We start from the raw sequence: 14,479 nt of genomic DNA, 5'->3' as shown, positions 1-14,479 counted from the left end.
AAAAGGCCGCCCGAGGGCGGCCATGTCGATACCTCAACTATTCAACTGGTGTAGACCGGGCCGATGCCCATGCCCCAGAGAATGACCGAGCTGGCAATCATGGCCACCAGCACCACCAGGCCTACCGCCAGCACTGAACTGGAGAACATGAAGCCTTCGTCCTCGGGAATGTTCATGAAGGTCGGTATGCCGACGTAGAGCAGGTAAACCGTGTAGCAGATGGCGACCGTGCCGACGATCATGCCCAGCCACAGGTGGGGGTACAGCGCTGCAAGACCTCCGATGAACAGCGGGGTGGCGGTGTAGGCGGCGAACACGACGCACTGGGTCAGACTCGGGTTGGCATCGTAGGTGCGCGCCATCCAGTGGATGAAAGCGCCCATCACGGCTACCCCTGCGAGCATCGCCAGGTAGGACATGATGGCCATCACCATCGCACTGCCTTCGGTCAGCATCACCGGCGCTCGGTCGCCGATGGCCCAGCCGACCTGGGTGGTGCCGATGTAAGCCGAGACGGCAGGAATCGCCGCGAGAATCAGTACGTGGGTCAGGTACATGTGGCTGATGGTTTCTTCCTCGCCACGAATTTCTTGCCATTCTTGGTCGGGATGGGTGAAGAGCCCCCAAACGTGGTGGATCATGCCAGACACCTCCTTTTCTTATGACAGTCGCCCCCCGGCGGAGGCCCGGTGCGCATGGACAGCGTTACCGGGTATCAGGCCAAATCGTTGCGACCTTATGTCGCAGTATAGGCAGAGCCTGAAGCCGGCGTGATGCCTGGCTTTAGAGCAAATTGCTCTGTGCCGGTCAGCGGTAATAGCGCTCTAGAATTTCCATGGCCAGGTTGATCGACTGCAGCCGCTCTGTGCTGCCGCCTCTGTCCGGGTGATGCAGGCTGACCATTTGTCGGTAGCGCTGCTTGATGCGTGACAAGTCGAGGGTTTGTTCGTGGTTCAGCTCGAACAGCTCCAGCGCGGCCTGTTTTTCGTCACCGCCCTGCATGCGTGTCCAGAAACTGGTGAGCAGGCGCTCGACGTCGCGTTCGTCGGTATCGCGCAGCTGGCTCATGTCCAGGTAGTAGTCGCGCAGCTCGTCGCGCTCGCTCAGTGCAGCCGTGCCGGGCTGATAGGGCAGCAGGCGAATGCACAGCGGGCTGATTTCGAGCAGATGCGTCTGCGCCTGCCGGAGCTGATCGCGCAGGCGGTAAAGGGCGTTGAACAGCAGAAAGTGGGTGCGAAACAGCACCAGCTTGTCGGTCAGCGGCAGGTTGGGCAGGTGGCCGCTATGGCGGGCCTTGAGCTGCTGGATCAGGGCGTATTCGGCCAGCCCGTCCGGAGCGGCCTGCAGCAGTTGCAGTACCTGGTCGGCGAGATCCTGGCTGGGGTCGAGGTCGTCATTCATCGGCGGAGCCTAGCATTTAACCGCCGATGGGGTAGGGGCGCGGCGCCTTTGTGCGTAAAATGTCGCGCTTTCGTTCTCACCCCTCGGATTTCGACGCACCATGGGCACCCTTTCGGTCAACCAGAACAAACTGCAGAAGCGCATTCGCCGCCTGGCCGGCGAAGCCATCACCGACTTCAACATGATCGAGGATGGCGACAAGGTGATGGTCTGCCTGTCCGGCGGCAAGGACAGCTACACCATGCTCGACGTGCTGCTGTACCTGCAGAAGGTGGCGCCGATCCAGTTCGAGATCGTCGCGGTGAACATGGATCAGAAGCAGCCCGGTTTCCCCGAGCATGTGCTGCCGGCCTATCTGGAATCCATTGGTGTGCAGTACCACATCATCGAGAAGGACACCTACTCGGTGGTGAAAGAGAAGATCCCCGAGGGCAAGACCACCTGCTCGCTGTGCTCGCGCCTGCGTCGTGGCACCCTGTACACCTACGCCGACGAGATCGGTGCGACCAAGATGGCGCTGGGGCACCACCGCGACGACATTCTGGAAACCTTCTTCCTCAACATGTTCTACGGCGGCACGCTCAAGGCCATGCCGCCCAAGCTGCTCTCCGACGATGGCCGCAACGTGGTGATCCGCCCGCTGGCCTATTGTGCCGAGGCCGATATCGAGGCCTACAGCCAGCTCAAGGAATTTCCCATCATCCCCTGCAACCTGTGCGGTTCGCAGGAGAACCTGCAGCGCCAGGTGGTCAAGGAGATGCTGCAGGAGTGGGAGCGCAAGAGCCCGGGTCGCGTCGAGATCATGTTCCGCGCCCTGCAGAACGTGCACCCCTCGCAACTGGCCGACCGCAACCTGTTCGACTTCAAGAGCCTGAAGATCGACGACAGCGCCACGCCGCGCTTCCTCGATGTGATGAGCCTGTAAGCCATCGCGGCTAAAGCCCCTCCCACGGCTCGCGTCGCATGTGGGAGCGGCTTTAGTCGCGACGCTTGCCAGGCCGCAAAGGCCTGGAGTATGGTTCGGCCATCGCTTTGGAGAATCTCATGTCCGCCAGCCTCAACCTTCTGTCCATGCTGCAAGCCGGTGCCTCACGCGCCGCGTTGGCGCGTGCGCAGTTGGTCGTGGCGGCGGCGTATTACTTCTTTGGGTATTGGTTTAGCCACAGGCGCGCCTGATACCCCACAGGCGGCCTGAGACACCAGGGTCGCCACCAGATACGTTTTCCAGAAAACCCCCGGTCGGCAACCCGACCGGGGGTTTTGTTTTTTCCGGCCGAAAAACGGCCAACCACTTAGAGGATGTGCAGATGAACCGTTACCAGAACTATTACCGCAACGACTGGCGATTTAGCAGCGTCACCACCGCCCTGACACCTTTGCCACGAACACTCAGTTAGCGCCGCCGCGGTATAGACCGCGCCGGCCAAGGAACCGCCAGATCATGAACAGCTCCGCTCAACTCGCTTCTACCGTTACCACCATCGCCCGCCGCAGCGCCCAGCCGCTGCCCAGCCCCGCCGTATTGCGCCAGCGCCTGCCGTTGCCCAACGCCCTTGCCGAACGTATCGCCGCCGACCGCGACGCCATCCGTGCCGTGCTCGATGGCCGTGATTCGCGCCTGCTGGTGGTGGTCGGCCCCTGCTCCCTGCATGACCGCACCAGCGCCCTCGAATACGCCGAACGCCTGGCCGAGCTGGCGGCACAGGTCGATGACCAACTGCTGCTGGTGATGCGCGCCTACGTGGAAAAACCACGTACCACCGTGGGCTGGAAGGGGCTGTTGTACGACCCCCATCTCGATGGCAGTGGCGACATGGCCGAAGGCTTGCGGCAGTCGCGGCAACTGATGCTGGATATTCTCGCTCGTGGCCTGCCGCTGGCCACTGAGCTGTTGCAACCGATGGCCGCGGGTTACTTCGACGACCTGCTCGGTTGGGCGGCGATCGGCGCACGTACCAGCGAGTCGCAGGTGCATCGCGAGATGGTCAGTGGTCTGGATTTGCCGGTGGGCTTCAAGAATGGCACCGACGGCAGTGTCGGCATCGCCTGCGACGCTATGCGCTCGGCGGCACATCCGCATCAGCATTTCGGCATCGATGACCTTGGTCACCCGGCGCTGTTGCACACCGCCGGCAACCCGGACACCCACCTGGTGCTGCGCGGAGGCCACGACGGGCCGAATCACGATGCCGTCAGCGTCGCCGCCGCACGTGAGGCGTTGCAGCGTCAGGGTATCGCACCGCGGATCATGGTCGACTGCAGCCATGCCAACAGCGGCAAGGACCCGCTGCGCCAGCCTGCGGTGCTGGACAGCGTGATCAAGCAGCGCCTGGCCGGCGATGCCAGCCTGCGCGGGGTAATGCTGGAGAGCCACCTGTTCGACGGCTGCCAGGCGCTGTCCGGCGAGCTGCGTTACGGTGTGTCGATCACCGACGGCTGCCTGGGCTGGGAAGGCACCGAAGCGGCGCTGCGCCAGGCCGCCGAGCGTTTGCGCGGGTAGGGCGGGTGTAACCCGCCGGTTCGAGATTGGCGGGTTTCACCCGCCCTACGGTTTTACAGGGCTTGCGGTGTTCGGCGTGCTGCGTGCAGGCTTCGTCATCCGTTTCATGAAGGGTTCGATTCATGCGTGATTACAAGTGGCTGCACGAGTTCTGCCTCAACCGTTTCGGCTCGGCCAAGGCGCTGGAGGCCATGCTGCCGCAGCCGCGCAGCGATGCCGAGCTGCGGGCGCTGAGCGATGACCGTTATCTGTCGCTGATCAGCCTGCGCATCTTTCGCGCTGGCCTCAAGCACAGCCTGGTGGACGCCAAGTGGCCGGCGTTCGAGGAGGTGTTCTTCGGCTTTGACCCGGAGAAGGTGGTGCTGATGGGCGCCGAGCGCCTGGAGAGCCTGATGCAGGATGCGCGGCTGATTCGCCACCTGGGCAAGCTCAAAAGCGTGCCGCGCAACGCTCAGTTCATCCTCGATGTGCGGGCTGGACGCTTACAAGGCAGTCCCTCATCCGGCGCTGCGCGCCACCTTCTCCCAGAGGGAGAAGGGCATCAGGCTCGGCCTGCGGCCGATTTTTCTTTTGGCACCCTGATCGCCGATTGGCCGGTAAGCGATATCGTCGGCTTGTGGAAATACCTGGCCAAGCACGGCAGCCAGCTGGGTGGATTGTCTGCACCGCGCTTTCTGCGCATGGTGGGCAAGGACACCTTCGTCCCTACCGATGACATGGTCGCCGCGCTCAAGGCGCAGGGCGTGATCGACAAGGCGCCGACCAGTCTGAAAGACCTGGCTGCCGTGCAGGCCGCCTTCAACCAGTGGCAGGCCGAGAGCGGGCGGCCGCTGTGTCAGCTATCGGTGATGCTGGCGCACACGGTCAATCACTGAGCGATTGTTGTAAGGCCTCCAGCCATTCCTTGGGTACGTCACGCTTCATCGCCAGTTGGCATTGCTGGCTGTCAGGGTCGAAGACGATAACCGCCTCGCCCTTGTCCAGGGCGCGGCGTACGCGCTGCACGCGGGTTTCCAGCGGGGTTTCATCGCCGTTATCGGTACCGTCGCGGGTGACGAAGTCTTCGATCAGGGCGGTGAGGGTGTCGGCTTGCAGCAGCTCAGCGGGGATCAGCACAACGAGTGACTCCAGTTATTGGCGCCCATGATAGAGCCAGAGGGCGCCCTGCTGCGAGCTCCCTCAGTGCACCATGCCGGGCCGCTTGAGGTGACGCTCCAGCGTGCTGTAGAGCAGGCCACTGTCCAGCGGTTTGCCAAGGAAATCGTCCATGCCGGCGTCCAGGCCGTGTTGGCGGTGCTCTTCGAGGATATGCGCGGTCAGCGCGATGATGGGCACGGCGGCGAGTTGCCGGCTGCGCTCCAGGCGGCGAATCTGCCGGGTGGCTTCGAAGCCGTCCATCACCGGCATCTCGCAGTCCATCAGGATCAAGTGCACGGCAGCCGGATCGCGACCGTATTCATCCACCGCCGCCTGGCCGTCGGTGACCAGGCGCACGCTGTAGCCACGTTTTTTCAAAAAGCCCTGAACCACCAATTGGTTCACCGGGTTGTCCTCTGCCACCAGAATGCAGGGGGCTTCGCTGTTGTCGCTGCGTATTTCTCTGACCAACTGATGTACCTGTGCTCTGGGTTCTTCATACAGCCCGTTCAAGGCCTGGCGCAGTGCGTTGATCGCCACTGGCTGGGCCAGGTGTTGCAGGCGTAGTTCGTAGCTCGCTGGTAGTTGCTGGCAGGCCTCGGGCGGGCAGACCAGCAGCACGCGCTGTTGCGCCTGCAGCTTGGGCCTGAGTGAGTCGAGCCAGTGGTTGACGCCACCTGGCCAGGGCGCCATCAGTACCAGCAGCGGCGGCGCGGCGAAATCCTCCAGGTAGTCCTGCAGGCGCTCCGGCGTCTGGCAGCGCTCGGTACGCATGCCCCAGCGTCCGAGCAAGCGGCTCATGGCATCCAGACCAAGGCCGTCCAGCGAGGCGAGCAGGGCGGTGCGTCCGGCCAGCAGACGACTGAGCTCGTCGGGGGTTTCCTGTTCGGCCAGCAGCGGCATGTCGAAGGCGAAGCGGGTACCCTGGCCCAGGGTGCTCTGTACTTCGATTCTACCGCCCATCATCTCCACCAGTTCCTTGCTGATGGCCAGCCCCAGACCGCTGCCGCCATAACGGCGGGTGGTGCTGGAATCACCCTGGGCGAAGGATTCGAACAATTGCGCCAGTGCCTGCTCGCTGATGCCGATGCCACTATCGCTGACGGCGATCACCAGATGCGGCCTGCCATGGCTGTCACTGCGGCGGCTGACGCTGACCGCGACATGGCCTTCGGCGGTGAACTTCAGGGCGTTGCTGAGCAGGTTCATCAGCACCTGCTTGAGCCGCGTCGGGTCCCCCTGAATGCGCCGTGGCACGCCGTTTTCCAGGCTGACGTAGAGGCGCAGGCGTTTGTCCAGCGCCTGGCCGGTGAACAGGCTGAGCGTTTCGGAAATCATCTCTTCAAGATCGAACTCGATCTGCTCCAGGCTGAGCTTGCCGGATTCGATGCGGGCGTAGTCGAGGATGTCGTTGATCACCGCCATCAACGAGCTACCGGAGCTGGAAATGGTGTCGACGTAGAAGCGCTGGCTGCGATCCAGAGGCGTTTCGCGCAGCAGCTGCAGCATGCCCAATACGCCGTTGAGCGGTGTGCGAATTTCGTGGCTCATCTTGGCCAGGAAGCGACTCTTGGCCTGGTTCTCGAAGGCGGCTTGCTCGGCCGCACGACGCGACTGGAAGCCTTCTTCCTTGAGCAGGTTGATGCGGTCGGCAAGACCGATGGACAGGGTGATCAGCTCAATGGTCACGCCGATCTTCACCACCGTGGCGCCGAATACGCCGAACACTTCCAGGCCCAGCGAACCGGTGGTGGCCTGGATGAAGGCGAACAGCAGGATGGCCCAGGCCAGGGTGTAGTAGGAGCCATAACGCACGCCGCGACGCCACACGTAGATGCCGGTCAGCAGCAGGATCAGCGAAACCAGGGACACGGTAACGCTGGCCAGGATGTTCCAGGCGGCGAAGCCGATCAGCGGCACCGACAGCAGACAGCCGACGCAGATCAGCATCAGCAGGCGCAGGCCGGTGTTCAGACGCGGGAAATACTGGCGTGCATGCAGGAAATGGCGGCTGAACTGGATCGCCGTGAGGCAGTGCACGTACATCAGGATGTAGATGCTGACCGACTGAAAGGCCACGTGCTCGGGTAGCAACTTGAACAGCATGCCGTCGAAGCAGGCCGCGAGCAGACCGACGTTGAGGTTGTAGGCCAGGTACCAGAGATAGGCCGATTCGCGCAGCGACAGGTAGAGGAACAGGTTGTAGCAGAACATGGCGAACAGCACGCCGTAGAACGCGCCGTTGAAGCCCATCAGGTTCTCCTGCGCCGCCGCGCTGGCACCGTAGGTGGCGAAGAACAGCGGCACGAACACCGTGCTGCTGGTTTCCACGCGGATCAGCAGGGTGTTGACGCCAGGCTCCAACTGCATGGGAAACCAGAAGTTGCGTACCTGTACCGGTCGCTGGGAGAAAGCGAAGCTGTCGCCGCTTTCCTGTTGCAGGTGCTTGCCGTCGGGGCCGATCAGGTGAACCTGGAGGCGATCGAGCAGCGGATAGTTGACTTCGAGATAGCCGCCCAGCTCATACTCCAGCGTATTGGCCAGGCGAGCCTTGAACCACCATACGGATGCATTCTTGCCAAGGTTGGCGTGCTCGCCGCCGGGTTTGCGGAAAGCATCGTCATCCAGGGCTCGCACCTGCTCGACGCTGAGGGTGCCGTCCACGTCTTCGTAATAACCGGTGTACGGGCCCAGGGATAGGCGCAGGTCGTCGCTATCCAGCGGCGCAGGTGTAAGGGCCCAACTTGGGCAGGCGAGCCAGAACAGCAATAAGGCCAGACAAAGGCGAGGCATCCGTGAACCTCAGAGGGCCATGGGAAATGGCCGGGAGTCATGTTCAACGTCGCTTGGCGACGGCCCGAAGGTTGGCCACTGACTGCAGGCCAGAAAAAGGGGAGCTGATGCTCCCCTGTCGTCCTTTTGCGTCACTTTGCCTTTATGCGCCGAAGCCTTCAAGCGTCCCGATCATGTTGCCCGACCAGGCTGTCCACCGGTGGGACGCGGGTATCGCTTTCCATCTGCGCATCGTGCTCCAGCTGATGGCTGAAGCGCTCCAGCGAACCCTGTGCCGGCTGGGCGTCACTGGCGAATACCGGCGGGCTCATCATGTAGGCGGTGAGCAGGCGGCTGAGGGCCTTTAGGCTGTCGATATGGGTGCGTTCATAGCCATGCGTCGCGTCGCAGCCGAAGGCCAGCAGCGCTGTGCGAATGTCATGGCCGGCGGTGACCGCCGATTGCGCGTCGCTGTGGTAGTAGCGAAACAGGTCGCGGCGTACCGGTACTTCCTGTTCGGCTGCCAGGCGCAACAACTGGCGTGATAGGTGATAGTCGTAGGGGCCGCCGGAGTCCTGCATGGCCACGCTGACGGCGTGCTCGCTGGACTGCTGGCCTGGCGCGACCGGAGCGATGTCGATGCCGACGAACTCACTGACATCCCAGGGCAGGGCGGCAGCAGCGCCGGAGCCGACCTCTTCGGTGATGGTGAACAGCGGGTGGCAGTCGATCATCGGTTGCAGGCCGTGATCACGAATCGCCTTGAGTGACGCCAGCAGCGCGGCGACGCCAGCCTTGTCGTCGAGGTGACGGGCGCTGATATGGCCGCTTTCGGAAAACTCCGGCAGCGGATCGAAGGCGACGAAATCACCGACGCAAACGCCCAACGAATCGCAATCGGCACGGGTGGCGCAGTAGGCGTCCAGGCGCAGTTCGACGTGATCCCAGCTTACCGGCATGGTGTCGACGGCGGTGTTGAAGGCGTGCCCCGAGGCCATCAGCGGCAGCACGCTGCCGCGAATCACGCCGTTGTCGGTGAACAGGCTGACGCGGCTGCCTTCGGCGAAGCGGCTCGACCAGCAGCCCACCGGCGCCAGGCCGAGACGACCGTTGTCCTTGATCTCGCGGACGATGGCGCCAATGGTGTCGAGGTGCACGGAAACGGCACGGTCGAAACGTTCGTACTCGCTCTGACGCCCGCGCAGGGTGGCGCGGATGGTGCCACGGCGGGTCAGCTCGAAGGGGATTTCCAGTTCTTCGAGACGCTCGGCGACGTAGCGCACGATCGTGTCGGTGAAACCGGTGGGGCTAGGGATGGCAAGCATCTCTAGCAGCACCTTCTGCATGTAGTCGAGATCGGATTCGGGTAGTTGTTGCATGCAAGCTCCTCGGCGTTGGGTTTTCCCCTCTCCCGTACGTGGGAGAGGGCCGGGGGAGAAGGGTCAGCTCGGCATCTGGCTGAGCGGGAACAGCAGATCGACGAAGCGCTCGGCGGTTGGCTGCGGTTCGTGGTTGGCCAGGCCGGCGCGCTCGTTGGCTTCGATGAACACGTACTGCGGCTGGTCGGCGGCGGGCACCAGCAGGTCGAGGCCGACCACGGGTATTTCCAGCGCGCGCGCAGCCTTGATGGCGGCGTCACGCAGGGCCGGATGGAGGATTGCGGTGACATCCTCCAGGGTACCGCCGGTGTGCAGGTTGGCGGTCTTGCGCACGGCCAGACGCTCACCGGCGGGCAACACACTGTCATAGTCGAGGCCGGCACCGTGCAGGGTGCGCAGGGTTTCTGCGTCCTTGGGGATGCGACTTTCGCCGCCGGTGGCGGCCTGGCGCCGACGGCTCTGCGCATCGATCAGCTTGCCGATACTGTGGCGGCCATCGCCAATGATTTCGGCCGGGCGGCGGATGGCCGCAGCCACCACCTCGTAGCCGATCACCAGCACGCGCAGGTCGTGGCCTTCGTGATAACTCTCCAGCAGTACGCGCTGGTCGAACACGCGGGCACGCTCGATGGCTTCCTGCACCTCGCCCGGCGTGCGCAGATCAACTGCCACGCCCTGGCCTTGTTCGCCGTCGACCGGCTTGACCACCACCGAGCCATGCTCGGCGAGAAAAGTGGCATTGTCTTCGGCGCTACCGGCCAGGCGCTGCGCCGGCACGCTGAGGTCGGCGCGCGACAGGGCGCGATGAGTCAGGCGCTTGTCCTGGCACAGGGTCATGCTTACGGCGCTGGTCAGGTCGCACAGCGATTCGCGGCAACGGATGCGTCGACCGCCGTGGCTGAGGGTGAACAGCCCGGCTTCGGCGTCGTCCACCTGCACTTCGATGCCGCGGCGCAGCGCCTCGTCGACGATGATGCGGGCATAGGGGTTGAGCTCGGCCTGCGGGCCAGGGCCGAGGAACAGCGGCTGGTTGATGCCGTTCTTGCGCTTGAGGCTGAAGGTCTGCAGCTCGCGAAAGCCGAGCTTGGCGTAGAGCTTCTTGGCCTGCTTGTTGTCGTGCAGCACCGACAGGTCGAGGTAGCTCAGGCCACGGCTCATGCCATGTTCGATCAGATGACGGACCAGCACCTCGCCGACGCCCGGGCGGCTGCATTGCGGGTCGACCGCCAGACACCAGAGGCTGCTGCCGTTCTCCGGGTCACGGAAAGCGCGCTGGTGGTTGAGGCCCATGACACTACCGATCACCGCGCCGCTGTCTTCGTCCTCGGCCAGCCAGTAGGTCGGGCCGCCCTCGTTGTAGGGCGTGAGCTTGGTCGGGTCGATCGGCAGCATGCCGCGGGTCTGGTACAGGCAGTTGATGGCCTGCCAGTCGGCATCGTTCTGCGCCCGGCGAATACGAAAGCCACGGAAGCTGCGGCGCGCCGGGCGGTAGTCGGTGAACCACAGGCGCAGGGTGTCGGACGGGTCGAGGAACAGTTGCTGCGGCGCATGCGCCAGCACCTGATGCGGTGCGGCCACGTAAAGCGCGATATCGCGTTCGCCGGGCTGCTCGCCCAGCAGGGATTCGGCCAGCGCCGTGGCGTCCGGGTAGGTGTGGCCGATCAGCAGGCGACCCCAGCCGCAGTGGATGGCCTGCGGTTGGCTGGGCTCGCTGGTGTGATCTTCGGCCAGACGCGCCTGAAGACGCTCGTAGGAGGGTGTCTGGCCGCGGATCAGGCGTTGTTTGAAGGCAGGGGAGCGCATGAGTTGTCCTTCGCCGGTCTGAGCCGGATCGAGTGTTGAGTCGTGCCGATCCCGGATTGCATCCGGGCTACGACCGTTCCTTGGCAGCTCACAGGGGCGGCTGAGCGGCATCGCGCTGCAGCCGCTCCTGCGTCGTTACAGGCCCTGCTCGCTCAGCCACAGGTTGAGCGCCGCCAACTGCCACAGCTTGGAGCCGCGCAGCGGCGTCAGTTGGCTCTGCGGGTTGGTCAGCAACTGATCGAGCATGGTCGGGTTGAACAGGCCGCGATCCTGGCTGGGGTCGAGCAGCAGGTCGCGCACCCAACCCAGGGTGGCGCCTTCCAGATGCTTGAGACCCGGCACCGGGAAGTAGCCCTTGGGCCGGTCGATCACCTCGCTGGGGATGACCTTGCGCGCCGCTTCCTTGAGTACATATTTGCCGCCGTCAGGCAGCTTGAACTGCGCGGGAATGCGCGCCGACAGTTCGGCCACGCGATAGTCGAGGAACGGCGTGCGCGCCTCCAGGCCCCAGGCCATGGTCATGTTGTCCACGCGTTTGACCGGGTCTTCGACCAGCATCACCGTGCTGTCCAGGCGCAGCGCCTTGTCTACCGCTGCACTGGCGCCGGGCATGGCGAAGTGTTCGCGCACGAAGTCGCCGGCCATGTCGCCAGTCAGCCAGGCGGGCTGTACGCAGGCGGCGTATTCGTCGTGCTCGCGGTCGAAGAAGGCGGCGCGGTAGGCGGCGAAGGCATCGTCGGCGCCGTCGACCTGCGGGTACCAGTGATAGCCGGCGAACAGTTCGTCCGCGCCCTGGCCGCTCTGCACCACCTTGCAGTGCTTGGCCACTTCCCGTGAGAGCAGGTAGAAGGCGATGCAGTCGTGGCTGACCATCGGCTCGCTCATGGCGCGGAAGGCCTGCGGCAGCTGGTCGAGAATCTCGTGCTCGCCGATGCGCAACTGGTGGTGGCGGGTGTCAAAGCGCTGGGCGATCAGGTCCGAATACTGGAACTCGTCGCCGCGCTCGCCGCCGGCATCCTGGAAACCGATGGAGAAGGTCAGCAGGTTTTCCACGCCGGCTTCGCGCAGCAGGCCGACCAGCATGCTCGAATCGACGCCACCGGAGAGCAGCACACCGACATCCACGGCCGCGCGCTGACGGATCGCTACGGCTTCGCGCATGGTATGCAGCACTTGGTCGCGCCACTCTTCCAGGCCGTAGCCGGCTTCATCGCCTTGCGGGCCGAATTGCAGCGTCCACCAGGTTTTCTGTTCGACCTTGCCGTCGGCATCGATGCGCATCCAGGTGGCTGGCGGCAGTTTCTCCACGCCCGCCAGAATGGTGCGCGGTGCTGGGACCACGGCGTGAAAATTCAGGTAATGGTTGAGGGCGACGGCATCCAGCGTCTTGGCGATATCGCCGCCTTGCAGCAGGGCCGGCAGCGACGAGGCGAAGCGCAGGCGCTCGCCGGTACGCGACATATAAAGCGGTTTGACGCCAAGACGGTCGCGGGCGATGAACAGGCTTTGCTTGTCACGCTCCCAGACGGCGAAGGCGAACATGCCGTTGAGCTTGGGCAGCAGTTTCTCGCCCCAGGCGTGATAGCCCTTGAGCAATACCTCGGTGTCACCGCCGGAGAAGAAGCGATAACCCAGCGCCTCCAGTTCGGCACGCAGCTCGGGGTAGTTGTAGATGGCGCCGTTGAACACCATGGACAGGCCGAGATCGCTGTCGATCATCGGCTGGCCCGAGGCTTCGGCCAGATCCATGATCTTCAGCCGGCGATGGCCCAGAGCGATGGGGCCCTGGCTGTGGAAGCCGTGGGCGTCGGGGCCGCGAGGGGCCAGGTGGTGGGTGATGCGCTCGACTGCCGCCAGGTCCGCGGGGCGTCGATCAAAACGTAGTTCTCCAGCTATTCCGCACATAGTTCCTTACCGGTGTTGCCGTTGGGGAGTGGCTCGTGGTCGAGCCTTTTACACCAAAACAAAATAATGCTTTCATGTCAAAGTTTTGGTTGTTATGAATTGGTGCTTATGACTGATAAAAAAGTTCCTGCTGAAATAGATTTGTCATCTGTCATGGCCTTTGAAATGCCCCTGTTCCAGGCCCTGCGACGCCTGCAGCAGGCGGGGGAGGTGCATGCCAAGCGTCTGGCGCGTTTTGGTGGGCTGACGCCCATGCAGTTGATGGTGCTGCAGGTGCTGGCCAGCGAGACGCGCATGACTGCCAGCGTGCTCAGCAGCCGCGTCAGCCTCACGGCGGCGACGCTTTCCGGTCTGCTCGATCGTCTCGAAGAGCACGGCCTGTTGCAGCGTCAGCGCGATGATCAGGACCGTCGTCGTCAATGGCTGCTGATCAGCGCTGCCGGGCGCGAGTTGATTCAGCAGGCGCCGTCGTTGATGCCGCCGGAATTCAACCAGCGTTTCGCCGCACTGGCCGATTGGGAGCGCCACAGTCTCACTGCCGCGCTGCTGCGCGCGGCCGAGTTGTGCGGGGAGATGGAATGAGGTGGGCGGTGACCCTAATGTCGATCAGATAAGGCTGCCAAAGCGGCCTTTCGTAGGAGCCCCGCCCCGGGGCGAAGCTTTTCAAGTGCGCATCGCCCCGGTTCGCGGCGGGGCGCCGCTCCTACGCATTCGCAGCGGCGACGTTTAACTGACTGGCATTAGGCGGTGCCCCGCCTTTTTCAGAAAAAATTCAAGCAGGGTATTGACTTAGCATCGCCGCCTGCATAAAGTGCGCGCCTCGCTAAGGCACATGGGTGATTAGCTCAGCCGGGAGAGCATCTGCCTTACAAGCAGAGGGTCGGCGGTTCGATCCCGTCATCACCCACCATAGCCTTAGAGAGAAGGACGAAAGTCCACCGACGCGCAGCGGTAGTTCAGTCGGTTAGAATACCGGCCTGTCACGCCGGGGGTCGCGGGTTCGAGTCCCGTCCGCTGCGCCATATTTCCCAGATCGATGTTTCATCGGTTTGAGATGGCAGAGTCCGCAAGGGCGCCATCAGATGCAATAAAGCTTCAAGAGTTTTCTGGACGAAAGTCCAACCGACACGCAGCGGTAGTTCAGTCGGTTAGAATACCGGCCTGTCACGCCGGGGGTCGCGGGTTCGAGTCCCGTCCGCTGCGCCATATACGAAACCCGCTGATCGCGAGATCAGCGGGTTTTTTATTGGCCATCGTTTGTGCATCTGCTTCGCTGTGACAGGTGCTCAAGTGGCGAGCTTTGCGTGCTTGTCATCGCGGCTAAATCCTCTCCTGCGCAGGCAGCGCCCGGTCCTCGTTAGTGTCGATGGCCATTTCACCTGCCCGCGACTTTTCGTCATATTGCCTTCATCCCGCCGTTCTAGCCTGATGGGCATGCATCTTGTTTCGTCGTTGAACGGTTCATGCGGGAGAGTCGAGTAATGGATGATTATCAGGAAGAACTGCTGGAACTGAGCGCCCTTGAGCAGGGCGCAGTGGATGGGGGCGAGGACGCCACCGAGCTGTAACGGGCCATGGGACA

At 63.4% G+C, this 14,479-nt stretch carries 12 protein-coding genes and 3 tRNA genes; 8 read left to right on the top strand and 7 right to left on the bottom strand.

Annotation, left to right across the window (positions count from 1 at the left end; genetic code table 11):
• Positions 1-41 precede the first annotated feature (41 nt).
• On the bottom strand, positions 42-641 hold the full coding sequence (locus tag BLT86_RS10030) for a Yip1 family protein (protein WP_003461508.1): 600 nt from the start codon (positions 639-641) through the stop codon (positions 42-44).
• A gap of 166 nt (positions 642-807) precedes the next feature.
• Positions 808-1,401 (bottom strand): DNA-J related domain-containing protein, encoded by a 594-nt coding sequence (locus BLT86_RS10025; RefSeq protein WP_074861326.1) that lies wholly within the window; start codon positions 1,399-1,401, stop codon positions 808-810.
• Between the two features lie 100 nt (positions 1,402-1,501).
• Here BLT86_RS10025 and ttcA point away from each other — a divergent pair, with 100 nt between their 5' ends.
• The 4 genes from ttcA to BLT86_RS10010 all read left to right on the top strand — a co-directional run bounded on the left by ttcA (position 1,502) and on the right by BLT86_RS10010 (position 4,776).
• A complete protein-coding gene (ttcA, locus tag BLT86_RS10020) occupies positions 1,502-2,326 on the top strand; it encodes a tRNA 2-thiocytidine(32) synthetase TtcA (protein ID WP_074861325.1) in 825 nt (274 codons plus the stop codon).
• Positions 2,327-2,445: 119 nt separating this feature from the next.
• Complete coding sequence (locus BLT86_RS26215; protein ID WP_255311643.1) at positions 2,446-2,577, top strand: hypothetical protein; 132 nt, start codon at positions 2,446-2,448, stop codon at positions 2,575-2,577.
• A gap of 265 nt (positions 2,578-2,842) precedes the next feature.
• Positions 2,843-3,901: a 3-deoxy-7-phosphoheptulonate synthase gene (locus BLT86_RS10015; RefSeq protein ID WP_092376437.1), complete on the top strand. Its 1,059-nt coding sequence runs from the start codon at positions 2,843-2,845 to the stop codon at positions 3,899-3,901.
• Positions 3,902-4,023: 122 nt separating this feature from the next.
• Entirely contained in the window at positions 4,024-4,776 is a 753-nt protein-coding gene (locus BLT86_RS10010) for a DNA-3-methyladenine glycosylase I (protein WP_092376434.1), read from the top strand.
• Here BLT86_RS10010 and BLT86_RS10005 read toward each other — a convergent pair.
• From BLT86_RS10005 to BLT86_RS09985, 5 genes are all read right to left on the bottom strand, one after another.
• Complete coding sequence (locus BLT86_RS10005) at positions 4,766-5,017, bottom strand: YheU family protein (protein WP_017679028.1); 252 nt, start codon at positions 5,015-5,017, stop codon at positions 4,766-4,768. The genes BLT86_RS10010 and BLT86_RS10005 overlap by 11 nt on opposite strands.
• A 63-nt stretch (positions 5,018-5,080) precedes the next feature.
• A complete protein-coding gene (locus BLT86_RS10000; protein ID WP_092376430.1) occupies positions 5,081-7,831 on the bottom strand; it encodes a hybrid sensor histidine kinase/response regulator in 2,751 nt (916 codons plus the stop codon).
• Between the two features lie 158 nt (positions 7,832-7,989).
• On the bottom strand, positions 7,990-9,189 hold the full coding sequence (locus BLT86_RS09995; protein ID WP_017679030.1) for an osmoprotectant NAGGN system M42 family peptidase: 1,200 nt from the start codon (positions 9,187-9,189) through the stop codon (positions 7,990-7,992).
• 63 nt (positions 9,190-9,252) lie between these two features.
• Positions 9,253-10,992: an N-acetylglutaminylglutamine synthetase gene (gene ngg / locus BLT86_RS09990; protein ID WP_017679031.1), complete on the bottom strand. Its 1,740-nt coding sequence runs from the start codon at positions 10,990-10,992 to the stop codon at positions 9,253-9,255.
• Between the two features lie 135 nt (positions 10,993-11,127).
• Entirely contained in the window at positions 11,128-12,897 is a 1,770-nt protein-coding gene (locus BLT86_RS09985; protein ID WP_092376427.1) for an N-acetylglutaminylglutamine amidotransferase, read from the bottom strand.
• Positions 12,898-13,005: 108 nt separating this feature from the next.
• On the opposite strand from BLT86_RS09985, the gene BLT86_RS09980 reads away from it, so the two are divergent.
• The 4 genes from BLT86_RS09980 (at position 13,006) to BLT86_RS09965 (ending at position 14,103) form a co-directional block, all read left to right on the top strand.
• Positions 13,006-13,479, top strand: coding sequence for a MarR family winged helix-turn-helix transcriptional regulator (locus BLT86_RS09980; RefSeq protein WP_045735195.1), 474 nt, complete (start codon positions 13,006-13,008; stop codon positions 13,477-13,479).
• A gap of 252 nt (positions 13,480-13,731) precedes the next feature.
• Positions 13,732-13,807, top strand: a tRNA-Val gene (locus BLT86_RS09975).
• Positions 13,808-13,842: 35 nt separating this feature from the next.
• Positions 13,843-13,919, top strand: a tRNA-Asp gene (locus BLT86_RS09970).
• A gap of 107 nt (positions 13,920-14,026) precedes the next feature.
• Positions 14,027-14,103: transfer RNA gene (locus BLT86_RS09965), tRNA-Asp, on the top strand.
• Positions 14,104-14,479: the final 376 nt, after the last annotated feature.

The sequence above is a fragment of the Pseudomonas sihuiensis genome (assembly GCF_900106015.1).
GTDB lineage: Bacteria > Pseudomonadota > Gammaproteobacteria > Pseudomonadales > Pseudomonadaceae > Aquipseudomonas > Aquipseudomonas sihuiensis.
This window is presented reverse-complemented; position numbering and strand designations above follow the sequence as displayed.